Annotated in this window: 25 protein-coding genes; 12 read left to right on the top strand and 13 right to left on the bottom strand. The window is 65.5% G+C overall.

What is annotated here, in order from left to right:
- Nucleotides 1-117: 117 nt before the first annotated feature.
- A complete protein-coding gene (locus tag ACQ3C8_RS01330; protein WP_428852191.1) occupies nucleotides 118-708 on the bottom strand; it encodes a hypothetical protein in 591 nt (196 codons plus the stop codon).
- Between the two features lie 140 nt (nucleotides 709-848).
- Between ACQ3C8_RS01330 and ACQ3C8_RS01325 the strand changes: the two genes are divergently transcribed.
- The 6 genes from ACQ3C8_RS01325 (at nucleotide 849) to ACQ3C8_RS01300 (ending at nucleotide 4,701) form a co-directional block, all read left to right on the top strand.
- A complete protein-coding gene (locus ACQ3C8_RS01325) occupies nucleotides 849-1,358 on the top strand; it encodes a thioredoxin fold domain-containing protein (RefSeq protein WP_428852190.1) in 510 nt (169 codons plus the stop codon).
- Between the two features lie 9 nt (nucleotides 1,359-1,367).
- Entirely contained in the window at nucleotides 1,368-1,898 is a 531-nt protein-coding gene (locus ACQ3C8_RS01320; RefSeq protein WP_428852189.1) for a redoxin family protein, read from the top strand.
- Between the two features lie 175 nt (nucleotides 1,899-2,073).
- Nucleotides 2,074-2,391 (top strand): (2Fe-2S) ferredoxin domain-containing protein, encoded by a 318-nt coding sequence (locus tag ACQ3C8_RS01315; protein ID WP_009521007.1) that lies wholly within the window; start codon nucleotides 2,074-2,076, stop codon nucleotides 2,389-2,391.
- A gap of 78 nt (nucleotides 2,392-2,469) precedes the next feature.
- On the top strand, nucleotides 2,470-3,153 hold the full coding sequence (locus ACQ3C8_RS01310) for an alpha/beta hydrolase (protein ID WP_428852188.1): 684 nt from the start codon (nucleotides 2,470-2,472) through the stop codon (nucleotides 3,151-3,153).
- 41 nt (nucleotides 3,154-3,194) lie between these two features.
- Nucleotides 3,195-4,373, top strand: a complete 1,179-nt coding sequence (locus ACQ3C8_RS01305) for a D-alanyl-D-alanine carboxypeptidase family protein (protein WP_009521005.1) — start codon at nucleotides 3,195-3,197, stop codon at nucleotides 4,371-4,373.
- Nucleotides 4,374-4,389: 16 nt separating this feature from the next.
- Entirely contained in the window at nucleotides 4,390-4,701 is a 312-nt protein-coding gene (locus ACQ3C8_RS01300; protein ID WP_428852187.1) for a DUF493 family protein, read from the top strand.
- Nucleotides 4,702-4,750: 49 nt separating this feature from the next.
- Here the strand turns inward: ACQ3C8_RS01300 and ACQ3C8_RS01295 are convergent, their stop codons facing one another.
- Nucleotides 4,751-5,683, bottom strand: a complete 933-nt coding sequence (locus ACQ3C8_RS01295) for a transcriptional regulator GcvA (protein ID WP_428852186.1) — start codon at nucleotides 5,681-5,683, stop codon at nucleotides 4,751-4,753.
- 198 nt (nucleotides 5,684-5,881) lie between these two features.
- On the opposite strand from ACQ3C8_RS01295, the gene ACQ3C8_RS01290 reads away from it, so the two are divergent.
- The 3 genes from ACQ3C8_RS01290 (at nucleotide 5,882) to lipA (ending at nucleotide 8,115) form a co-directional block, all read left to right on the top strand.
- On the top strand, nucleotides 5,882-6,226 hold the full coding sequence (locus ACQ3C8_RS01290) for a DUF2917 domain-containing protein (RefSeq protein ID WP_428852185.1): 345 nt from the start codon (nucleotides 5,882-5,884) through the stop codon (nucleotides 6,224-6,226).
- 113 nt (nucleotides 6,227-6,339) lie between these two features.
- The gene (lipB, locus tag ACQ3C8_RS01285) at nucleotides 6,340-7,059 is read left to right on the top strand and encodes a lipoyl(octanoyl) transferase LipB (protein WP_428852184.1); all 720 of its coding nucleotides are present in this window, start codon (nucleotides 6,340-6,342) and stop codon (nucleotides 7,057-7,059) included.
- 36 nt (nucleotides 7,060-7,095) lie between these two features.
- Nucleotides 7,096-8,115, top strand: coding sequence for a lipoyl synthase (gene lipA, locus ACQ3C8_RS01280; RefSeq protein WP_428852183.1), 1,020 nt, complete (start codon nucleotides 7,096-7,098; stop codon nucleotides 8,113-8,115).
- Nucleotides 8,116-8,213: 98 nt separating this feature from the next.
- Here lipA and ACQ3C8_RS01275 read toward each other — a convergent pair whose 3' ends face one another.
- The 6 genes from ACQ3C8_RS01275 to ACQ3C8_RS01250 all read right to left on the bottom strand — a co-directional run bounded on the left by ACQ3C8_RS01275 (nucleotide 8,214) and on the right by ACQ3C8_RS01250 (nucleotide 14,392).
- Complete coding sequence (locus tag ACQ3C8_RS01275) at nucleotides 8,214-9,506, bottom strand: cytochrome P450 (protein ID WP_428852182.1); 1,293 nt, start codon at nucleotides 9,504-9,506, stop codon at nucleotides 8,214-8,216.
- Nucleotides 9,507-9,639: 133 nt separating this feature from the next.
- On the bottom strand, nucleotides 9,640-10,857 hold the full coding sequence (locus ACQ3C8_RS01270; RefSeq protein WP_428852181.1) for a VanZ family protein: 1,218 nt from the start codon (nucleotides 10,855-10,857) through the stop codon (nucleotides 9,640-9,642).
- A gap of 7 nt (nucleotides 10,858-10,864) precedes the next feature.
- Nucleotides 10,865-11,473, bottom strand: a complete 609-nt coding sequence (locus ACQ3C8_RS01265) for an ABC-type transport auxiliary lipoprotein family protein (protein ID WP_428852180.1) — start codon at nucleotides 11,471-11,473, stop codon at nucleotides 10,865-10,867.
- 26 nt (nucleotides 11,474-11,499) lie between these two features.
- A complete protein-coding gene (locus ACQ3C8_RS01260) occupies nucleotides 11,500-12,450 on the bottom strand; it encodes an MlaD family protein (protein ID WP_428852179.1) in 951 nt (316 codons plus the stop codon).
- A complete protein-coding gene (locus tag ACQ3C8_RS01255) occupies nucleotides 12,450-13,283 on the bottom strand; it encodes an ABC transporter ATP-binding protein (protein ID WP_009520995.1) in 834 nt (277 codons plus the stop codon). The genes ACQ3C8_RS01260 and ACQ3C8_RS01255 overlap by 1 nt, the downstream gene beginning before the upstream one ends.
- Nucleotides 13,280-14,392 (bottom strand): MlaE family ABC transporter permease, encoded by a 1,113-nt coding sequence (locus ACQ3C8_RS01250; RefSeq protein WP_428853010.1) that lies wholly within the window; start codon nucleotides 14,390-14,392, stop codon nucleotides 13,280-13,282. Before ACQ3C8_RS01250 ends, ACQ3C8_RS01255 begins: the two co-directional genes overlap by 4 nt.
- 290 nt (nucleotides 14,393-14,682) lie before the next feature.
- On the opposite strand from ACQ3C8_RS01250, the gene ACQ3C8_RS01245 reads away from it, so the two are divergent.
- The 3 genes from ACQ3C8_RS01245 to ACQ3C8_RS01235 are packed head-to-tail and all read left to right on the top strand — an operon-like array spanning nucleotide 14,683 to nucleotide 17,154.
- The gene (locus ACQ3C8_RS01245) at nucleotides 14,683-15,537 is read left to right on the top strand and encodes a biotin--[acetyl-CoA-carboxylase] ligase (RefSeq protein WP_428852178.1); all 855 of its coding nucleotides are present in this window, start codon (nucleotides 14,683-14,685) and stop codon (nucleotides 15,535-15,537) included.
- Nucleotides 15,538-15,571: 34 nt separating this feature from the next.
- Nucleotides 15,572-16,432 carry a type III pantothenate kinase gene (locus ACQ3C8_RS01240; RefSeq protein ID WP_428853009.1) on the top strand — a complete coding sequence of 287 codons (861 nt, stop codon included), beginning with the start codon at nucleotides 15,572-15,574 and terminating at the stop codon, nucleotides 16,430-16,432.
- Complete coding sequence (locus ACQ3C8_RS01235; RefSeq protein ID WP_428852177.1) at nucleotides 16,429-17,154, top strand: SPOR domain-containing protein; 726 nt, start codon at nucleotides 16,429-16,431, stop codon at nucleotides 17,152-17,154. The genes ACQ3C8_RS01240 and ACQ3C8_RS01235 overlap by 4 nt, the downstream gene beginning before the upstream one ends.
- 74 nt (nucleotides 17,155-17,228) lie before the next feature.
- Here ACQ3C8_RS01235 and rfaE2 read toward each other — a convergent pair whose 3' ends face one another.
- The 5 genes from rfaE2 to ACQ3C8_RS01210 form a co-directional block, all read right to left on the bottom strand.
- On the bottom strand, nucleotides 17,229-17,738 hold the full coding sequence (gene rfaE2, locus ACQ3C8_RS01230) for a D-glycero-beta-D-manno-heptose 1-phosphate adenylyltransferase (protein WP_009520990.1): 510 nt from the start codon (nucleotides 17,736-17,738) through the stop codon (nucleotides 17,229-17,231).
- A gap of 109 nt (nucleotides 17,739-17,847) precedes the next feature.
- Nucleotides 17,848-18,705 carry a ferritin-like domain-containing protein gene (locus ACQ3C8_RS01225; RefSeq protein WP_428852176.1) on the bottom strand — a complete coding sequence of 286 codons (858 nt, stop codon included), beginning with the start codon at nucleotides 18,703-18,705 and terminating at the stop codon, nucleotides 17,848-17,850.
- A 185-nt stretch (nucleotides 18,706-18,890) separates the two neighbouring features.
- Nucleotides 18,891-20,060 carry a patatin-like phospholipase family protein gene (locus ACQ3C8_RS01220; RefSeq protein ID WP_009520988.1) on the bottom strand — a complete coding sequence of 390 codons (1,170 nt, stop codon included), beginning with the start codon at nucleotides 20,058-20,060 and terminating at the stop codon, nucleotides 18,891-18,893.
- The gene (locus ACQ3C8_RS01215; protein ID WP_428852175.1) at nucleotides 20,057-20,878 is read right to left on the bottom strand and encodes a PhaM family polyhydroxyalkanoate granule multifunctional regulatory protein; all 822 of its coding nucleotides are present in this window, start codon (nucleotides 20,876-20,878) and stop codon (nucleotides 20,057-20,059) included. Before ACQ3C8_RS01215 ends, ACQ3C8_RS01220 begins: the two co-directional genes overlap by 4 nt.
- Before the next feature lie 146 nt (nucleotides 20,879-21,024).
- Nucleotides 21,025-22,014 (bottom strand): fumarylacetoacetate hydrolase family protein, encoded by a 990-nt coding sequence (locus ACQ3C8_RS01210; RefSeq protein ID WP_428852174.1) that lies wholly within the window; start codon nucleotides 22,012-22,014, stop codon nucleotides 21,025-21,027.
- Between the last annotated feature and the right edge of the window lie 194 nt (nucleotides 22,015-22,208).

Genomic DNA, 22,208 nt, shown 5'->3' with positions numbered 1-22,208 from the left:
ATGGATCCGCACAGCTTAGCGGAAAACGGGCCCGGCAATCCACAGGCGCGTGGTAACGCTTGCGGCTCCCAGCCATGTCATGCTGCCCACGCCATCGCTGCGTTCAGGAGCCGCCTGTCAGTACGGATGGAAACCCTGCAGGAACTGGTCGATATGCTCCTCGAATGCCGGATCCTGCTGTGTCTTGCCGGCCTCCAGCACGACCGCCTGATAGGCGCGCGTGCCATGCGCGACCAGCCGTGCGGTCAGGCGTCGTGGCGTATTGTCCTGCGCCGACACGCCGCTCACGCGGATCTGCACGCCGGGCAGCGGGACAGGCGGCGTCGCCGCCGATTGCACCACGATTTCCTTCACCTCGGGTGCACTGGCCTCACGGCTGCCGAGATTGGCGAACAGACCGGCCTGCATGGCCTCGAGTGCCGCGCGCCGCGCTTCTGGCGTATCAGCATCCAGTTGCACCACGCCAACGGCGAACAGCGTGTCGTCGACACGCGCCGCTTCCATGGTCATGGGCATGCGCTTGCCGCCAATGTCGACTGGCCGGGATGCGGCGCTCGGCTTGCCGGGATACAGGGCCACGTAGCCGCCCTCATTGGAATGCAGGCTACGCCAGTCGAACTTGGGGGAACAGGCTGCCAGTGCGGCCAGCAGGGCAAGTCCCGCCACGGCGCGGCAGCGGGTCGATGCGAAGAAACGGTGAAAGGACATGACAGCACGGTACCGGCAAAAGGGCTATTATCCGCCAGGATCGCCATCGCGCCGTATCATGAGGAAACACGCCGGGTTTCCGCGATACCCACATTGGATGCGCGCCGATGATCGCCGGTTGCCGACTGACTCCTCATGCCATGACATCTCGCCCCATCCCCTTGGCCGGTCCCGCCCTGTCTATCCTGCTGGGCTGGTTGATCTTGCTCGCCGGTGCTGCCCACGCGTCAGCCGCCGGCCTGCCCATGGCCGACGACCTGGCGGCGGCCGGACGCGCCGCTGCCGCGCGGGGCCAGCCGCTGGTGGTGATGGTGTCGCTGCCCCGGTGTCCCTACTGTCACATTGTCCGGCAGCAGTATCTGCAACCCCTGCTGGAACGGAACGAAATCGAGGTCCGCGAGGTCGATATGATGTCTTCGCGCATGTTGCGCGATTTCGATGGCCGCCAGGTCTCGTCGCAGAGCTGGGCTCGCGCACGGGACGTACGCCTGGCGCCCACAGTGTTGTTCCTGGACGCTGCTGGCCAGCCGCTCGCCGGCAGCCTGGTCGGCGTCAGCGCCGAGTTCTATGGCGGCTACCTGGACCAGGCGCTTGCGGCGTCACGTCAGCGACTGGCCAGGGCCCACGGTACAATGCCCGCTTCCGATTGAGGTAAAGCAATGACACAGATGTCCCCGCGCGCCAGCCGCCGTCCCTGGCTCGTGCCCCTTGCCGTCCTGGTGGTGGCGCTGCTGGGCTGGTTCGGCTACCAGGCGTTCGCTCCCCGGAACGATGCACCTGCCGCGACCTTCACCCTGCTGTCGGGCCAGAAGCTGGCGACCAAGGACCTGCAAGGCAAGGTCTATATGGTCAACTTCTGGGCCACGAGCTGCGTGACCTGTGTGAAGGAAATGCCGCAGATGGTCGAGACGTACAAGAAGTACAAGGACCAGGGCCTGGAATTCATCGCCGTGGCAATGTCCTACGATCCGCCCATGTATGTCGCCAACTTCACCGAAACGCGCGCCCTGCCGTTCCATGTCGCACTGGACTCGGACGGCACGGCCGCCAAGGCCTTCGGCCAGGTGCAGCTGACGCCGACGACCTTCGTGGTCGACAAGCAGGGCCGCATCCTCAAGCGCTATATCGGCGAACCCGAGTGGGACGCCCTGCACAAGCTGCTGGAAACCGCGCTGACACGTGCCGCATGAGTGCGGCATGAGCGTGGCGTGAACACGGCGGAAGCGCGGTGCCGACACGGCAGAGGTCAGACGGACGTCATACCCGGCACCGTATAATGCCTTCTTTGCCACCCACCATCGGCACCGTCGGGCCCCGCAAGTCATCCGTACCTGCGGCCCCCCTGCGGCGCGCAGACTTTTCCTTATGAGCAATTACTACGCACATCACGTTTTTTTCTGCCTGAACGAGCGTGAAGACGGCGAGCAGTGCTGCGCCGATTTTCGTGCCAAGGAAATGCAGGAGTACGCCAAGCGGCGTTGCAAGCAGCTCGGCATCAATGGCGAAGGCCGCATCCGCATCAACAAGGCGGGCTGCCTCGATCGCTGTGAACTCGGGCCGGTGCTGGTGGTCTACCCCGAGGCCGTGTGGTACACCTATGTCGATCAGTCGGACATCGACGAGATCATCGACAGTCACCTGATCAACGGCAAGCCGGTCGAACGGCTGATGATCGACCGCTAGTTCGACCGCTGACCGCATGCCTGCAGGACGGCGCCCGCACGGGCCGTCAGCGCAACCCGCCATCCGGCGCTTTCGCACATGAACGTTCACACCCGAGAAATCATCATTCCCGGCCCGGCCGGCGATATCGACCTATCCATCGACCTCCCCCCGGGCGGTATCACCTCGCGCGGCCTGGCGCTGATCGGCCACCCGCATCCGCTGTTTGCCGGCACCAAGAACAACAAGGTCGCCCAGACGCTTGCGCGCACCTTCGTACAACTTGGCTATGCCACCGTGCGTCCGAATTTCCGTGGCGTGGGCAAGAGTGCGGGCGAGCATGACAAGGGCATTGGCGAGCAAGAGGACCTGCTCGCCGTGCTCGACTGGATGCGCCAGCAGACCGCCTGGTCGCCCGATGTCGCCACGCTGCCACTGGCGCTCGGCGGCTTTTCGTTCGGCACCTTCGTGGTCAGCCATGTGGCGCGCACGTTGGCGCAACGCGGCACGCCCGCCGAACGCCTGGCATTGGTGGGCACGGCTGCCTCGCGCTGGAATATCGCCGACGTCCCGGCCGACACCATTGTCATCCATGGGGAACTGGACGATACCGTTCCGCTGGCTAGCGTCCTCGACTGGGCCCGCCCGCAGGAGCTGCCTGTCACCGTGATTCCCGGTGCCGACCATTTCTTTCACCGCAAACTGCACCTGATCCGCAGCGTGATTGCCGGTGCGTGGCCCGCCACCGGCACGTCAGCCGCCGCCACCACGCAGGATGCGTGAGTTTGTTTGTCAACACCTTATTTTCATCGACGCCTGATTCCATGTTCAAACCCGTTGCCCGACTCGTTTCCCTCGTCACCGCCGCCGCCTTCCTGTCCGGCACCTCCGCCGCCATCGCCCAGGCCATTCCGGCCCCGCAGGTTGCCGCCAAGTCGTGGTTGCTGCTGGATGTCACCAGCGGCCAGACGCTGGGTTCGCAGAACCCGGACATGCGCATCGAGCCCGCCTCGCTGACCAAGCTGATGACCGCTTACCTGGTGTTCGCGGCGCTGAAGGAAAAGAAGCTCACGCTTGACCAGACCGTGACGCCGACTACGGCGATCCTCAAGGTGAAGAGCGAGGAATCGCGCATGTTCATCGAGCCGAACAAGCCGGTGACCATCGCCGACCTGATCCAGGGCATGATCGTGCAGTCCGGCAACGATGCCTGTATCGCGCTCGCCGAAGCCGTGGCCGGCTCGGAAGAGGTGTTCGTCTCGATGATGAACCGCGAGGCCGAACGCATGGGCATGAAGGGCACGCGCTTCATGAACACCACCGGCATGCCCGACCCGGACCACTACACCACGGCGAGCGACCTGGCGATCCTGGCCTCGCACCTGATCAAGGATTTCCCGGACCTGTACGCGTACTACTCGCAAAAGGAATTCACCTACAACGGCATCAAGCAGACCAACCGCAACCGCCTGCTATGGATCGACTCGACCGTCGACGGCATGAAGACCGGCCACACCAAGGCCGCCGGCTATTGCCTCGTGTCTTCGGCGCAGCGGCCACTGTCGAATGTGCCGGACGGCAAGCGCCGCCTGCTGTCGGTGATGCTCGGCACGGCCAGCGAACAGGCCCGCGCGCAAGAAAGCCTGAAGGTGCTGAACTACGGCTTCCAGTTCTTCGACACCCTGCGCCTGTACAACAAGGATGAAGTCATCGCCACGCCCGAGGTCTACAAGGGCAAGGCCGGCAGCGTGAAGATCGGCGTGCAGGAAGCCACCTACGTGTCGGTGCCGAAGGGCACCGGCGGCCGCCTGAAGCCGGTACTGGAGCGCGTCGAGACGATCATCGCGCCGGTCACGCCGGGCCAGAAGCTGGGGACGGTCAAGCTGATGGATGGCACCAATACCGTCGCCGAATTCCCCGTGGTCGCGCTCGAGGCCGTGCAGGAAGCCGGGTTCTTCGGCCGCCTGTGGGATACCATTCGTCTGTGGTTCAAACGCAGCTGATTTTCAGGAGGCGAGCATGGCCAATACCCCTGACAAGCCGGGCGGCGCCGATGATGCGAGCGGTCCGGCACGCGCGTCGCTGATCGATTTTCCGAGCCACTTCCCCATCAAGGTGATGGGGAAGATGCAGGACGACTTTGCGGAGACCATCGTCGCCCTGGTACAGACCTTCGATGCGTCGTTCGATGCCACGCGCGTGGAGATGCGTCCCTCGCGCAACGGCAATTACCTGGGCCTGACGATCACCGTCTGGACCACCAGCCAGGAACATCTGGACGACATCTATCGCGCGCTGTCGTCCCATCCGATGGTCAGCGTGGTGCTCTGAGCACGCCATTGTGCAGTGCCCACGCAGATCGGGCGGGCACTGCGCAAGATCACGCGCCGTCCGCCGGCGTGTGGTATCCACCCTCTCCCAATTGTTCCGCAAACGCCGCGAACGCCGGCAGCAGCCACGTGCGGAACGCCTGCATCTTCGGCGTCTCCAGCAAGGGCGGCGGACACACGAAGTAATATTCCCACGGGCACGGCACGGCAATATCGAATAGGCGCACGAGCTTGCCGCTGGCCAGCTCGTTGTACGCCAGCGAACTGCGCACCAGCGCCACACCCTGCCCCTGAGCAGCCGCCAACAACAGCAGCGATGAATCCTCGTACATGGCACCGCCGCGCGGTTCGGCCCAATCCAGTCCGGCCGCCTGGAACCAGGGCCGCCACGGTTCGTTGTCGGAACGCAGCAGCGTCATGCCACGCAGGTCGGCCGGCTTCTGCGGCAGGCGGCCACCGCGAAAGGTCGGGCTGCAGGCCGGAAAGAACACATCGTCGAGCAGTTTTTCCACATAGAGACCCGGGTACTGGCCGCTACCCATGCGGATGGCCACATCCACGTCCTCGCGCGTGAAGTCGACCAGCGTATGGCTCGACAGCAGTTCCAGCTCGAGTTCCGGATGCTGCTCGATAAATTCGCCGATGCGCGGCGTCAGCCAGCGGGCGGCGAATGACGGCATGGTGCTGATCGTCAGGCGATGGTCGCGATTGCCGGCACGCACGGCCCGTGTCGCCTCGGCCAGGCGGACCAGTGCCTCGTCGACGCGCTCGGCGTACTTGCGTCCAGCACTGGTGAGGCGCACGCGCTTGCCGTGGCGTTCGAACAACGCCACGCCAAGTTCATCCTCGAGCGCGCGGATCTGATGACTGACCGCGCCGTGGGTGACGAACAACGCCTTGGCTGCAGTCGAAAAACTCTCATAGCGCGCGGCCACGGCAAAGGCGCGCAGTGCAGACAATGGCGGCAGGCGATGCAGATCCATGGATATCTCCCAAGCCCCGGGAAACCGGTCTCTTGTGAGTATAACTAGCAAAAAGCGCGAATATATCTCGTTTTGATTCCGTCACATGGCCCCCTAGAATGCTTCCATAGCCAAGCGCCATCCGCCCTGCATCCAGACCTGCCCCCACCGGAGTGCGCCACCAGCCCCTGTTTCGCCCCTCGCTACGGAGCGCGCACCATGCAAGAATTGTTCACAAAGACGGTATTTACGATGCGGCCTGGAGAGGCGTGCTGGCTTCATGTTGCGCGCGCCCAACGACTGCACCTGGAATGCGCCGCTGGCATCGACGTCTGGATCACCATCGACGGCCGTGGCGGCGACCACTGGCTGCGTGCCGGCGACGACCTGGCGCTGCTCGCGGGTGACCGCCTGCTGGTGAGCGTCCAGCCGGATGCCGCCAAGCCGGTCAAGCTGGCCCTGATCGCCCCGAGCCGGGCGCACCAGACCGCCTTGCGCAAGCTGGGCCGCGCACTGCGCTGGCTGCGCCCGGGCAAGTCCGCACCGACCGCGCTGAACGCCTGAGCGCATCGGCCGCCTACCCCCATCCGCCCGTGCCGGCGGCGCGCTTCCCGGGTCAGTGTCCGATCCATTGCCCCGGCCAACGCGCCCGGCACGGCTGCGCTACACTGGCAGCTATGCCACCGATTACCGTTCGACCGCTGGGCCAGCAGGACTACCAAAGCTGCTTCGATGCCATGCGCGCCTTCACCGCCAGCCGCACCGCGGAGACGCCCGACACGCTCTGGCTGGTCGAACACCCCCCGGTGTACACCCTGGGACAGGCTGGTGACCCCTCCCACCTGTTCGATCCCGACCCTGCCATTCCGCTGGTGCGGATCGACCGTGGCGGACAGATCACCTATCACGGCCCGGGCCAGATCGTCGTCTACCTGCTGCTCGACCTGAAGCGCCGCAAGCTGATGGTGCGCGAGCTGGTACATGCCATCGAAGCGGCGGTGATCCGCACGCTGGCACGGTATAATCTGGCCTCCGAACGCAAGGCTGGCGCACCCGGCATCTACTTGTCCGACGGACCGCACCAGGGCGCCAAGATCGCCGCGCTGGGCTTGAAGATCCGCAACGGCTGCAGCTATCACGGCGTCAGCCTGAACGTCGACATGGATCTCGCCCCGTTCCTGCGCATCAACCCCTGTGGCTATGCCGGCCTGGAGACCATCGACATGGCACGCGCCGGCGCGGTCCTGCCTGACGGCAACGCCGTGCGGCAAATCCATCAGCCCCAGATCGCGCAGCAGTTCGCCGCCGACCTGGCCGACGAATTGGACCGGCGGCACGGTACCAGCCGTACCGCCGACTCTCCGGGCGAACGCACGCCAGCCGCGGCGTCCGCCTGACCCATGACCATGCATGCACCCCATGCGGAGAAGATGATGAGTGACCCGCTGACCACCCCGACGACAAGCCAGCCCGCCGCAGTGCCGAATGCTCCGGCACCCCAGGCGGCCGCGGGGTACGACGCCACCAAGAAGCAGAAATCTGCCGAGAAGACCGCGCGCATCCCCATCAAGATCGTGCCGGTCGAACGCCTGAAGAAACCGGAATGGATCCGCGTGAAGGCGGCCACCGGGACCTCGCGCTTCGGCGAAATCAAATCCATCCTGCGCGAGAACAATCTCGTGACAGTGTGCGAGGAAGCCAGCTGCCCGAACATCGGCGAGTGCTTCGGCAAGGGTACGGCCACGTTCATGATCATGGGCGACAAGTGCACGCGCCGTTGCCCGTTCTGCGACGTCGGCCATGGCCGCCCGGATCCGCTCGATGCCAAGGAACCGGAAAACCTCGCCAAGACCATCGCCCAGCTGCGCCTCAATTATGTGGTGGTGACCAGTGTGGACCGCGACGACCTGCGCGACGGTGGCGCCGGCCACTTTGCCGACTGCATCGGCCGCACGCGTACGCTGTCGCCGTCGACACGCATCGAGGTGCTGGTGCCGGACTTCCGTGGCCGCCTCGACAAGGCGCTCGACATCCTCCAGCAAACCCCGCCGGACGTGATGAACCACAATCTGGAAACGGTACCGCGCCTCTACAAGCAGGCCCGCCCCGGTGCCGACTACCAGCACTCGCTGACACTGCTCAAGGAATTCAAGGCACGCTGCCCCGACGTGGCCACCAAGTCCGGCCTGATGGTCGGCCTCGGTGAAACCGACGAGGAAATCCTCGAGGTGATGCGCGACATGCGCGCCCACGACGTCGACATGCTGACCATCGGCCAGTATCTCGCGCCGTCGGACCACCACCTGCCGGTGCTGCGCTATGTGCACCCGGACACGTTCAAGATGTTCGAGGAAGAAGCCTACAAGATGGGCTTCACGCACGCCGCCGTGGGTGCGATGGTGCGCAGCTCGTACCATGCGGACGAGCAGGCGCATCTGGCCGGGCTGGTCTGACCGGCTCCCTCAGTACTGCCTCCGCCTTCCAGCGTCCGGTCAGTGACCGGCGCTGGCGCTGCTCCCACATTCGCCACTCACCTCCGCTACACCCTGCCTCAAACGGGTGCCACGGCTTCCACTTGAGCGGCATTGCGCGCACTTGACCGCGATGCCGGCAAGGTAAAGCGCACCGGCAACTCCAGCAAGCCACGATAGACGCTGTTGCCGCTCCACGCGGGCTCGGTAGCCACGCACTGCAGTTGCGGCAGGCGCTCCATCACCCGGCGCAATGCGATCTCCGCCTCCAGATAGGTCAGCGATGCGCCGATGCACACGTGCGGTCCGAAGCCGAACGACAGGTGATGGCCCTCGTTGCGCGTCACGTCGAGACGCTCCGGCGCGGTGAATTTCGATGGATCGTGATTGGCCGCGCCGATCAGTGCGATCACCAGGTCGCCCTTCTTCATGGTCTGGCCGTGCAGGACCACGTCTTCGCGCAGGCGGCGGCCGGTGTACTGCACCGAGCTGTCGAAGCGCAACAGCTCGCGCACGGCCGAGCGCATGAGACCCGGTTCGCGGGTCAGCAGGGCCCATTGATCCGGGTGCGACAACAGGGCATGCAGGCCATTGCCGAGCAGGTTGCGCGTCGTTTCATGGCCGGCGAACAACAAGGTGCAGCACTGCGCCAAAAGCGATTTTTCCGTGACGATCTGTCCTTCGGCTTCGGCGGCGATCAGCTGGCTGACCAGATCGTCGCCGGGTTGTGCGCGTCGCTGCGGCACCAGTTCGCGAAAATACGCGTGCATCGCCAGCAGGCCGTGCTGGGCACGCCGCGCGATGTCGAGCGTGGGCGTGGGACTACCGATGAAGGCGGCGATATCGTCCGACCAGCCGACGAAATCGGTCTGCGCATTGGTCTGAACCGCCATCATGCCGGCGATCACGCGCGCCGGCAGCGGCCGCGCGAACTCGCGCATGAAATCAAAGGTGTGCTGGCCGCCGGGCCCGTGCAGATCGAGTCCTTCTTCGACGATGCGGTCGAGCAGCGCGTCGACAATCCCGGCGATGCGTGGCGCAAAGGCCTGGATCGCCCCCGGTTTGAAACCGCCGTTCATGCCGTGCCGCATGCGCGTGTGGCGCGGTGGGTTCATGAAGATCAGCGAACGTGCAAAGATGCGCTTGAATTCGCGCAACTCCTCGGCCGAGCCGGCACCGCTGCTGTTGACCCAACCGCCGGCGCGCTGCACCGAGTAGCGCGGATCGCGCAGGACCTCGGCCACATCGTCGTAGTTGACGACCACCCACGCGCCGCCGCAGAACTCCTCGCACCAGTGGAGCGGGCCGGCGGCGCGCAGGGCCTGGTAGGCGGGATACGGGTTGTGCAGGGCGTCAGGCGTAAAAATCGTCATGGCGGGATTCCGGGGATGGCTTGATCTTACCGAAATCGCCCGCCCAGCACAGCCGGGCAGCCTCAATGCACGATGTCCGCAGAACGCGATGAATTAGATGAAATTAGCACGATACTGACGGCAATTGTGCGCTTCAATGCGCCCGACTACGCCGCGCGGCGCGTATGCGGCGGCGCTGCAGCCCGTACTGCTCGAGCCGCCATGCGAGGTAGCAGGCGGCCAGGAACGGCCAGATGAAGCCCAACCAGCGCGACAGGCCGTTGAAGTGGATATAGCGGCCCAGCCACCAGCTCTGCCCTGACGCCCACGAGTAGGGATTCGGCGGCAGCACGTTGGTCATGATGATCACGCCAATCAGCAGCACCATCGCCAGCAAGCCGCGCGCACCGCGATGCAGGCGCAGCGCCAGTACCAGCAGCAGCGAGCCGCACACCAGGCCGAGCCGCGCGCCGTCGGAGAACCAGCCCCACAGGGCTTCGTTCGGATACTGTAACTCGGACGCCCCGGCCTTGATCAGCAAGGTGGCCGCCAGGATCCCCATCAGGATGCGCAGCATCGGCGCGCCGCGCCGCATGGCGACCGAGGCCATGAGCGCCGTGCCCAGCCAGCTGCTGGCAGTCAGCAGGGCCTCGAGCAACTCCTGCTGATCGAGACCTTCGGGGCGCATCTGGATGCGTTCGTGCAGTGTCACGATGTCGGGATACACCCCGCGCAGCATGTCGACCAGCACCGGTTCGGGTGTCAGCAACCAGTCGCGCAGCGCTCCGCCCAGGCCGAACAGGTATTCCTGCGGCGCGACCTGCGTAAATGGCCACAGGAACAGCAAAGCAATGGCAAAGCTCGACTCCGGCTCGAACCAGGTATGCCGGAGCGTGCGCAAGGGTCCACGGTCGATCAGCCGCGAGGCAAAGGGCGCCATCAGCAGCGCGCCGACGAAGGTGCCGAGCACATTGGTGCCCAGGTCGACATTCGAGGGGATGCGGTTCGGCAGCCAGGTTTGCACTGCTTCCAGCGTGCCCGACAGCAGCGCGCCCGACAGCACCGCCAGCAGCACGGCGAAGACTCCGCGAATGCGGGGATGCAGGCTCAGGACCAACAGTGCGCCGAGCGGCGCATAGCCCAGCACATTGGTGATCAGGTCGAAATTGGTGATGTAGCGCGGCAGCGGCGCGCGCAGATAGGCCAGCGGCGAAACACCGGTATCGGTCCATCCGGAGAAGGGATACAGGCTCGCGTACACCACGAGCGCCACGAAGCACAGCAGGCCCACGCGCGAGAGCGGCGAGGCCTGGCGCACCAGGGGAGCGGTCGGTGCGACGGTGCGATGGGGATCCTGGCTCGGTCCGGTCACGCCCTGCTCACTGCGCTGGCTGCGCAGCCGCCCAATCGAGGATCTGCGCGATCAGCACGTCGGAGGCCTGCGCCAGCGCCGCGACACCGCCCGGCGCATCCGCCGTGGCCGCAGCCTGCTCATGGCGGAACGTGCGCTGCGCCAGCAAGCCGCGCGCCTGGTACAGGGAGGCCCGCACCTGCACGACGGCACGGCTGGCGGCAGGGCTGTCGAACACCTGCGAAAACTCGACGATATCAACCTTCAGGAGCGGCTGGGCGACCTCGCCGAAGGCCGCCACCTGGCCGCGATTGGCCGCCATCGTACGCAGACGTTCGTCGAACAGGCGCACCGGCGACATGACCCAACGGTTGGCGGCATACGGCTGCGCCTGTTGCTGCTGCGCGTACAGCAGGCGATAGTGCAAGGCAGGGCTGTCGAGCCATTCCGGCCCGCCGGTCTCGCCGATGCGCAGGGGCTTGGCGGCGGATGACGCGGCCGCCGCGGGTGCGGGCGGCAAGCCAAAATCGTATGACACGGTGGGCTGACGCGGCGTGCCGGCACATGCCGCCAGCAGCACGGCCACGGTGAGTCCGCCCAGCGGACGGGCCAGGGAGAGCAGGGAGAAAGTCTTCATGGTTCGAATCCGTGGAAGGTCCGCACTCACGGCGCGGCAAAACCGGCCTCGCCGGGACCAGGCGCAACAGCATCTGCACCGAACAGCAGGCTTTGCGGACGGCGGCCGAATTCGTTGACCGTGCGGTCGACGCTGCGCGCCGTCTGCCGGGCTTCGCGCGCGAAGCGGTTGATCTGCGGCAGGGTTTCCTGGCTGATGCCGCTGGCCGCGTCCTGCACGGCATCGGCCGCCACCTGCATGTCGCGGCCGACCGTGTCGATGGTCCGCTGCAGCGTGCCGTCGGGGCGCGCCAGCTGGTCGGCCAGCGTGCGCGTCGAGGCCAGGGTGCCGTTCAGGTTGTCGATGGCCTGCGGCAGTTTCTGCAGCGCCGGATCGACGGCCTGCACGGTCTTGCGATAGGCCGTCATGGTCTCTTCGAACGAGGTTACGGCACGCATCAGCTGTTGCCGATTGTCGGTTGCAAACATGGTGTTGATGGAGTCCATCAGCTTTTCCGCCTGGGCCAGCATACGGTCGCCACGGCGCTCCAGCTCCTCGAAGAAACCTGGACGCATGTAAATCCGGGCCACCTTTGCGGTAGAAGTCTGCAAGGGTTCGGATTTGGCTGGCACGGTGCCGTTGCCTTCGGCGAGCGTCTCGTCGTCGAGCTGGATGTATGACAATCCGGTCACGCCCTGGAAGCCGAGTGTCGCATAGGTCGTCTTGGTGATCGGTGCGTCCTTATCGACCGAGATGCGGACGATGATCTGCCCCGGCGTATCGGGATCGAACTTGATGGTCTCGACCTTGCCGACATCGAGGCCGCGATACTTCACCGCCGCCTGCGGGCTCAGGCCATTGATGGTCGAGCGCGTCACCAGGTCGTACGGCACGCGCACCGTCTGGTCCTGCCGAAACCACATCACGGCAATGATCACCAGGGCCAGCAGGCCCAGGGTGAACACACCGGCAAAGAAGGCATTGGATTTGTTTTCCATCAGGACTCCTGCTCGGATGCCGGCACGCGCAGTGCCAGCAACGCCCGGCGACCGCGTTCGCCGAGGAAGTATTCGTGAATGAAGGGATGGTCGATCTTGACCAGTTCCCAGATCGGCGCGGCCGCGAGCACTTTGCGGTCGGCCAGCACTGCCACGCGATTCGACAGGGCAATCAGCGTGTCGAGGTCGTGCGTCACCATGACCACCGTCAGCCCCAGCTCGGCGCGCAACTCGTCGATCAGCGCCACATAGTCGTCCGACGCACGCGGATCGAGTCCGGCGGTCGGCTCGTCGAGAAACACCAGCTCGGGCTCCAGCGACAGCGCGCGCGCGAGACCCACGCGCTTGATCATGCCGCCCGACAGGTCGGACGGCCGCTTGTCGGCATCCTTGGCAGAGAGCCCCACCATCTCCAGCTTGAGCAGTGCGGCCTTGCAGATCAGATCATCGGGCAAGGCGCGAAGTTCACGCATCGGCAACGCCACATTGTCGATGACCGACAAGGCGGAGAACAGTGCGCCGTGCTGGAACTGCATGCCCCAGCGATTACGCAGCGCCTGCAGCGCGGCGGCGGGCAAGGAAGCCGGATCCTGGCCGAAGATGCGGATCGAGCCCGAGGTCGGCCGTTCGAGTCCGACGATCTGGCGCAGCAAGGTGGTCTTGCCGCTGCCCGAACCACCGACGATCGACAGGACTTCACCGCGCATCACATCGAGGTCGAGATGATCATGGACGGTGAAGTCGCCGTAGCGCTTGACCAGGTCGCGCACCTCGATGATCGGCTCGGGCTGCGCCAGCGGCGCGCGCGGCTTGATGGGAACGCGTGCCTTCATATGCCGACATCCTTGAACAGGATCGCGAACACCGCATCGGCCAGGATCACCACGGTAATGGCCGTCACCACCGACGAGGTTGTGCCTTCGCCGAGGCTCTGGGTATTCGGCTGGATGCGCAGGCCGAAGTGGCACGCCACGAGCGCGATCAGCATACCGAAGACCACGCCCTTGCCAAGGCCAAGCCAGAGATTGGCCACTGGCACGGCATCCGGCAGTTCACGCAGGAAGAAGATCGGGCTGATATCAAGCTGCATCTTGGCTGCCATCATGCCGCCGGCCAGGGCCATGACATCGGTCCACGCCACCAGCAGCGGCATGGCGATGGCCAGCGCGATAACCTTGGGCATGATCAGGCGGAAGCCGTGCGAGATACCCATGACGCGCATCGCGTCGAGCTCCTCGGTCACGCGCATGACGCCAATCTGCGCCGTGATGGCAGAACCGGAACGGCCTGCCACGAGAATGGCGGCGAGCACCGGTCCGAGCTCGCGGATGATGCTCATGCCGAGAATGTTGACGATGAAGGTACTGGCGCCAAAGATCCGCAACTGGTTCGATGACAGGTAACTCAGCACGATGCCGATCAGGAAGCCGACCAGTGCGGTGATCGGCAGGGCGCGGTAGCCGATGCTGTAGATATTGGCGGAGATCTCGCGCCATGGCCCGAGATGCGGCACGCGCAGGAAGCGCAGCAGGTCGAACATCAGCTGGCCCAGCATCGCCACACCGCTGTGCATATGGCGCAGGAACGACAGCATTGCCATGCCCAGTAGCACGATCGGATTGGCGCGGTCGAACTGGCGCTTTTTCCAGTCGCCGACCTGCAGGCCGGCCGCGCGCTCGATGACGCGGCGCTGCGCCGGCGACACCGTGATCTGCGCCGGCCATTGTCCGTTCCATGCCGTCCACAGCAGCAGCGCGCCAAAGTGGTCGAGTCGTGCGACGTTCCGCAGATCCCAGCGCACATCGGCCCCAGCGCTGCGGATCTGGGCGCGCAGCTTCCCTGCCCGCTTGTCGTGAGCCAGGGCAAGGGCGGTCCAGTCGCCAGCCGGTGTGGCGACCGTACCGCCGTCCTGCGGGCCGGTGTCGAGTCGAGGCGGGTCGATATCAGTCAAATTGGACGTGGTTGTTCAACCGTGGTTATTCAACGTAAGGACGCCAGTACCAGGCACAGCCGCATATGCGCTGCGCACTCCGGTAGTTTGTACGCCCCGCGCTTGCGCGACCGCAGGCAGAGCCCGCCATGACGAGGGCATCCGTGCTGCAGTGTTCCAGAGCGCATTCTAAGCCACAACAAGCGGGCCGCTACAGCATGACAGGCAGTCACACAGGCACATCGTACAATAGCTGCGCTACGCCCCTGGCCGGCAGACCCTTTGTCCAGCGCTCCCAACCCATGCACCCGACCGCCAACACCCCGCCCGACACCTCAGCCCTGCCGCCGCACCGGCAGATCGACCCGGCCCGCCTGCATGCCGCGCTCGACGCTGTGCCGCGCACATGGGCCCTCGACATCGTTGCGGAAACCGGTTCGACCAACAGCGATCTCCTGCAGATGGCCCGCACACGCACCGACAGCACGCCGCTGTGCCGCCTGGCATACCTGCAGACCGCCGGCCGTGGCCGGCAGGGACGGCCGTGGGCCGGCAGTCCGAGCCTGACGTTTTCGCTGGCGTATCCGTTTCCGTTCGACCCGCAGGCCCTGAGCGGCCTGAGCCTGGTGTGCGGGCTGGCGCTAGCGAACGGCGTTGCCGACTACACGCCGGCAGCGCGCGGCCGCGTACGGGTGAAATGGCCGAATGACCTGGAAGTAGATGGCAGCAAGCTGTCCGGCATTCTGATCGAAACGGCACGCGCCGGCAGCACGCTGTGGGCCATCATCGGCATGGGTCTCAACCTGTCGCGCCCGCCAGGCATTGAGGCCGCGCTCGGCCGCCCCATCGCCTGCGTCGACGATCTGATGCCGTCCGGCGAACCCATCGACAGTACTGGCCTGTTCGCCGCCATCCTCAACCAGCTGGCCGGTACGCTTGCGGTGTTCGCGCGCGACGGCATGCCGTCGCAGCGCGCCGCATGGGAAGCGCTCGACGCCTATCGCGGCCGCGCTGTGCGGCTGCTGCGCGACCAGACGGTCGTGCTCGAAGGCATTGCACGCGGCATCGATGACAGCGGCCAGCTGCTGGTCGAGACCTCAGCCGGCGTGCAGGCCGTGATGAGTGGCGAAATATCCCTGCGGCCGGCGGCGGCATGAGGACCAGCGCATGAGTACCAGCATGAGCACTGGCATGGACACAGACCACACGGTCCACGCCGGGACCGGCACCGCCACCCTGCTGATCGACGCGGGCAATACCCGGGTCAAATGGGGCTGGCTGCAGCGCGACGGCAGCGTTGCCGCCGGCACACCCTACGCCCATGCAGACAGCGCTGCGGCCGCTCAGGCGTCAGCCTCGTGGCGCGCTGCGGCCCCGGTGGACAAACCCGTCGCGATCTGGCTGTGCAACGTCGCCGGCCCAGCCGTCGACATTGCCTTGCGGGCACAGGCAGCCGCAGCCTTTGCGCATGACGCCCAGTGGCACCCCGTTGCCTCGAGCGCCGCAGCAGCGGGCATGCGCAACGGCTATCGCAATCCCACGCAACTCGGCGCCGACCGCTGGGTGAGCGCCATCGGCGCGCGTGCGTTGTGGCCGGGCACGCCCCTGCTGGTAGTCACCGCAGGCACGGCCACCACGCTCGACGTGATCACGGCGGATGGCATGTTCCGTGGCGGCATGATCCTGCCGGGACTGTCGTTGATGACGCGTTCGCTGGCACGCGGTACGGCGCAGTTGCCGGACGTGCCGGCCATCACGCCCCCCCTGCCGGCATGGGCCGACAACACGCAGGATGCCATCGCCCTCGGCTGCCTGAGCGCCCAGTGCGGCGCGATCCAGCTGGCATGGGAACGCTTGCTTGCGGATCTGGCTTCCAGTACCACGCCCATCAGGCCGCGCTGCATCCTCAGCGGTGGAGCAAGCGATGCGCTGGCAGCCGCGCTCACGCTGCCATACACGCAGTATGACAATCTGGTGCTGGCCGGGCTTGCACATCTGGCCACCCATCCAGCCACCCCGTCGGCCACTTTCGTGGGAGACCCATCCGCATGAAACGCAAGATGCTCTGGCTGCTGTTGCTGCTGGCAATCAATGGGCTGCTGCTCGGCAGCATCCTGGGCATGCCGTGGCTGCCAGCGACATTTCAGGAAATGCGCGAGCCGGAGCGGCTGGCGGCGCAGCAGCATCGCGAGGCCATTGTTCTGTTGCCCGCCTCCGATGCGCCCGCTTCCGACGTGCCCGCAGCCGGAGCCTCCGCAACGGAGACAGTCGCCGAAGCCAGTAGCGCACCGGCAGACAGCACTGGAAACTGTCTCGAACTGGGCGGGTGGAGCAAGGCCCAATGGCAGGCCGCCAGCGACGAGCTCGGCGCCTTGCGCGCACAGTTTGCGGATGGACAGTGGCGTCAGGTCGAGCGGCATGACAGCGAGCGGCTATGGGTGAGGTTGCCGCCCTTTGCGGAACGCCCTGCGGCGGAACGGGCCGTGGCCGCGCTGCACGACAAATCCGTAGAGGATGTCTCCATCGTCAGCGACTCGCAGGCGGGCACCCATACCGTGTCGCTCGGCGTGTTCCGGGACCCGGTGCGTGCCCAACGGCGGCTGACAGAGCTGCGCGCCAAACAGGTCGAGGCCGAGATCACGCCCGACCCGCGCAGCCCGGCTCGCATCTGGGTGCAGGTGCACGACGCCAACGAGGACGTGGCGGCGCGTCTCGCAGCACTCGCCAAGCGCCACAAGCTGGCTGCGCCGGCGCCATGCCGGGCAGACGGATAATCCGGGAAAAAGCAAAAGATTCGGATGCCACAAACCACAGCCGCGCCCAGGCGCGTCTGCGGTCGCGGTCATCCTCAGCCCGCGTTGCGCACGCGCTTGAGCAGCGTGGTCGTGGACCGGTCGTGCAGGAACGGAATGGCAACCGCCGATCCACCCCACGTGCGTACGATGCGGGTTTCCTCGAGCGCGTCGATATCGTAGTCGCCGCCCTTGACGTAGATGTCGGGATGCACGCGTGATACCAGCGACACCGGCGTCTTGTCGGTGAACATCACCACCAGATCAACCGCCTCCAGCGCCGCGAGCACAGCCATGCGATCGGCTTCGGCGTTGACCGGACGGTCATCGCCCTTGCCCAGCATGCGTACCGACGCGTCGCTGTTGACGCCAACGACAAGCGCGCCGCCCAGCGCTCGCGCCTGCGCCAGATAGGTGACGTGGCCCCGGTGCAGGATGTCGAACACGCCGTTGGTGAATACCAGCGGGCGCGGCAATCCGGCAAGGCGACGCGTCAGGTCGGCCTCCGCCTCGGGGGTGTCGAGGCAAACGATCTTGCGTTCGAATAAGGGTGCGGCAAAGGTCATCGCAGACAGTGGGGTCAGCAAGTGGACGAAGGGTCAATCGACGCGCGCTGGCCGCGCCGGCCGGAACGTGCGGCGCGCGTCAGCGCCACAGCACGGCACGCCGCGCCAATCAGGCAGCCGCAACCTCGCCAGTGGCCAGCAACCGGGCGTTCAGTTCCTTGCGGTAGCGATTCAGGTCCTGCACGCTTTCGAACGTGCGCTCGAACAGCAGCGACATATTGTGCAGAATGCGCTCGATCACCTTCTTCTCCCAACCCTCGTCGAAGCGGATCTGCTCGTCGAGCCAGTGTTCAAGCCATTCCGGATCCGGCAGGCGCGACTGGATGGTGTCGTTCGGGAACAGCGCCTTGTTGACGTGCAGGTTGGTCGGGTGCAGCGGCTTGTCGGTACGACGCGCCGCGGCCATCAGCACGCCGATCTTGGCAAACGCGGCACGCGCGCTATCGCCGAACTGGGCCAGGTATTTTTTCATGTAGCGCAGGTAGGCGCCGCCATGACGTGCCTCATCCTGCGAGAGGTGCTTGTAGATCTGCTTGATGACCGGTTCCGTGTGCCACTCCGAGGCGCGGCGGTACCAGTGGTTCAGGCGGATCTCGCCACAGAAATGCAGCATCAGCGTTTCCAGCGGCGGCGCGGGGTCGAACTCGAAACGCACGGCGTGGAGTTCGGCTTCTGTCGGCACGAGATCGGGACGGAAACGGCGCAAGTACTCCATCAGTACCAGCGAATGCTTCTGTTCCTCGAAGAACCAGATGCTCATGAACGCGGAAAAGTCCGAATCATGGCGGTTGTCGCGCAAGAACATTTCAGTGGCCGGGAGCGCGGACCATTCGGTGATGGCATTCATCTTGATGGTACGGGCCTGGTCTTCGGACAACAGGCTGGAATCGAACTGATCCCAGGCGATGTCCTTCTCCATATTCCAACGGACTGCTTCCAACGATTTGAACAATTCAGGATAGAGCATGGTAAGCCTTTGAAAACATTTGATTATTTTACCAGACTGGCGCACTCCCCCCCGGAAATATCGCCGTCCTGCTGATTCTGTTGCGGAACCATCCCGTGCCAGGAAACGCCAACGGCACATGGATGCAGCGCCGCGCGGAGGCCGGGAGGCCGGCGTGGCCTGCCGGCATGGAGATTACAGAGGCCTCAGCCGGCCGTCGGTGGCGGCACGACGCCGTAGAGAAACGCCCGCAACTCATCCGCCCTTTGCAGTGCATCGTGCTCGCCCAGCGCCATCAGTTCGTTCGTGAACTCCGGCTCGAACAGCAGGTAGCTGGCGAATGCCGCGCCGCGCGCCTCCGTGCCACCGAGCGGCGCCAGCAGCGCTCGGACGGTGCGCGGCAGATACTTCAGATGGCGCGCGGCGATCACCTCCAGGCGCTCGCTGGGCTCCATCACCATCACTTCGATCGGCCGCCAGCCGGCCACGCTGTCCACAAGTTCGGGAGCGCGAGCCAATAGACCATTGATCTGCTGTAAACGTTCGATATCGACTGTCAATCCGTCGAGAAAAATACTCGCGAGGGCCTGCCCGCCGATCTGCGCGAGCGAGGGATAGCCGCCCGCCGGCACGGTGTCGTACCAGCCCGGGCGGTAGCGCGAGGCCGAGCCAATTGCCATGATGCGCGACGCCCCGAGATGGATCGCCGGACTCAGCGGAGAGATCTGCCGGATCGTGCCATCGCCGAAATGCTCTTCGCGGCCGCCACACTGGATCGGAATGGCGGGAAACAGGAACGGAATGCTACTCGATGCCAGCATGTGGGCAGGGGTGATCTCCGCCACCTCGGCCTCACGCTGCGAACGCCGCCAAGGCTGGATCGAGCGGTGGGCCTGATAGAACGTGACATGCCGCCCCGTAGAGTAGCTCAGCGCCGTAATCGCCAGCGCCTGCAGCGTACCGGCGCGCAACCCTTCGGCAATCGCATCGGGGCGATGCAGGCGCTCAAGCATCTCGCCGAGCGGCGCATTGTCGAACAGGGAGCGCGGCCCGCGCCGCAGCATCCAGCCGAGCGCCATGGCGCTCAGCCAGCGGGCGCCGCTGACACTGATGCTGCCCACGCCGGTGCGATAGATATCGGCCGCATGGATGTTGCTCCAGAGCGCCGCAAGGCCATCGACGGCGGCCCGGAAATCGCCCGATGATGCTGCCAGCGCGCCGGCGTTGATGGCACCCGCCGAGGTGCCGCACAGGATGCGGAATGGCGATGCCGGCCCGGTCTCTGGTGGCATCAGCGCCGCCAGCCCCCGCAGCACGCCGGCCTGATAGGCCGCGCGCGCACCGCCACCGGTCAGAACAAGCGCGGTGGTTGTCATGCGGGCGGCCGTTTGACGGCGCGCTTGGTGGAAGAGGTATCGGACGACGGCCGGGCAGCGGACTTCAGCGACGATTTTGCTGTCGGCTTTGTTGTCGACTTTTTGGCAGGCTTGGCCGTGGACGCTGGCGATGCTGGCGCCGCCCCGGCAAACTGCTGCGCTCCCTCTCGAGTTGTCGTCTTGCGGGGAGCAGCACCACGCCGGCCCGCCTCATACCCGGAGCCCGCCGCAACACCGCCGAACGGTGGCATCGTGGCCGCAGCCGCCGAACTGGCGATCTGGTTGAACTGCTGCTGCAGCAGATTCCACCAGAGCGCTGCGTTGTCAGCTACGTTGTCCGGCGTTTTCCCGGCAGCGGCAGCATCCGCCGTCTCTGCCGAGGCGGCATCTGCAGCCGGTTCGGATGCAGGCTCCGGCATTGGCTCCTGCGGCGCCTGCTTCGGCGCGGCAGGAGCCCCTTCGGGCGGTCTGGAGGGTTGGGACGGCTCGGTCGCACCACCCTGGCGCTCTGCCATGCGTGCCATCGTAGCCTGCATGGCCTCGGGCGAAAGTGTGGCGCCGAAGGTTTGCAACGCGACCAGCGTGGCCCGCTGCACTTCCAGGCCCTGGATGGTGGAGCGCAGCAGGTTGACGTTGAGCTGCAGCCAGCTTTCCACGGCCTTGAGATCCTGGATACGTTTTTCCAGCTCATCGAGGCTAACCGGCGGCGTACCAAAACCGCTCATGCCCGGCATCAGGCCGGCCGGCATGGCGGACTGTTCCCACATCTTGCGCAGCATATCGAAGCTGTTGCTGAAATCCGGCATCTGTCCAAACATTTGCACCCCTCCGCTCGACGACTCACAACAGCATAGCGGAACAGGCAGTCACGGGAAAACCCTTGGCAGGATCAAGGCATCGGGCGTACGCGCGCATCACGCGGCAGGGGGCGGCGCGATCTGCGCGTACACGTACCGGCCATGGTTCAGGTGTTTTCGGAAGCCTCGACCGTCTGCTCGATTGCCCCGAACACTGACGTGCCCTGCGCATCGAACATTTCGATGCGCACCGTGTCGCCAAAGCGCATGAACGGCGTGACGGGTGCGCCCGTGTCGATGATCTCCAGCATGCGCTGCTCGGCAATACAGCAGTAACCCTTGCTGCGGTCGACATTGGAGATCGTGCCCGAGCCGACGATGCTGCCGGCGCGCACATTGCGCGTCTTGGCGATATGCGCAATCAGCTGGCCAAAGTCGAACACCATGTCGGTACCGCAGTCCGGCGCGCCAACCTTGCGTCCGTTCCAGTGCACGGTGAGCGGCAGGTGCACCTTGCTGTCGCGCCACGCCGGGCCCAGTTCGTCAGGTGTCACGGCGACCGGCGAAAAGGCCGAGGCAGGTTTGCTCTGGAAAAAGCCAAATCCCTTGGCCAACTCGCCGGGAATCAGGTTGCGCAGCGACACATCATTGACCAGCATGAGCAAGCGGATCTGCTGCGCCGCCTGCCCGGCGGTACTCCCCATCGGTACGTCGCCGGTCACCACTGCTACCTCGCCTTCGAAGTCGATGCCATGCTCTTCGCTACGGCAGATGATGTCATCGCGCGGCCCGAGGAAATCATCGGACCCGCCCTGGTACATAAGCGGATCCACCCAGAACTCCGGCGGCATTTCTGCGCCACGCGCCTTGCGCACGAGTTCGACATGATTGACGTAGGCCGAGCCGTCGGCCCACTGGTAGGCACGCGGCAGCGGCGCCATGCACTGCGTCGGATCGAAGGGAAAAGGATGGCGGGCGCGTCCCTGGTTCAACGCCTGGTAGATATCCTCGAGCTGCGGCGCAAAGAAACTCCAGTCATCGAGTGCGCGCTGCAGCGTACCGGCGACTGCCGTGGCGAACTGCGCGGTCTTGAGATCGCGGGAGACGACCACGAGCTGTCCGTCGCGGGAACCGTCCTTGAGTGTGGCAAGTTTCATGATGCTTCCAGATCCAGAGTGATGCGCTGCGGCCTGAACCGGTGGCCGGCGGCCAGCCCCGGGGGCCGTCCCGGTGCGCGCAGAAAGTCTACACTATGGCGTATATGAGTCACCTGCCACTCTCCGTGTTGCGCGCCATCCGGCACAGCCATGTGGTGTGCGTGTTCGAGGCGCTAGCGCGGCGATACGCGCAC

The organism is Imbroritus primus (assembly GCF_964332355.1).
GTDB lineage: Bacteria > Pseudomonadota > Gammaproteobacteria > Burkholderiales > Burkholderiaceae > Imbroritus > Imbroritus primus.
Note: the sequence above shows the minus strand (reverse complement) of the source record. Positions and strands in the feature narration are given on the sequence as shown.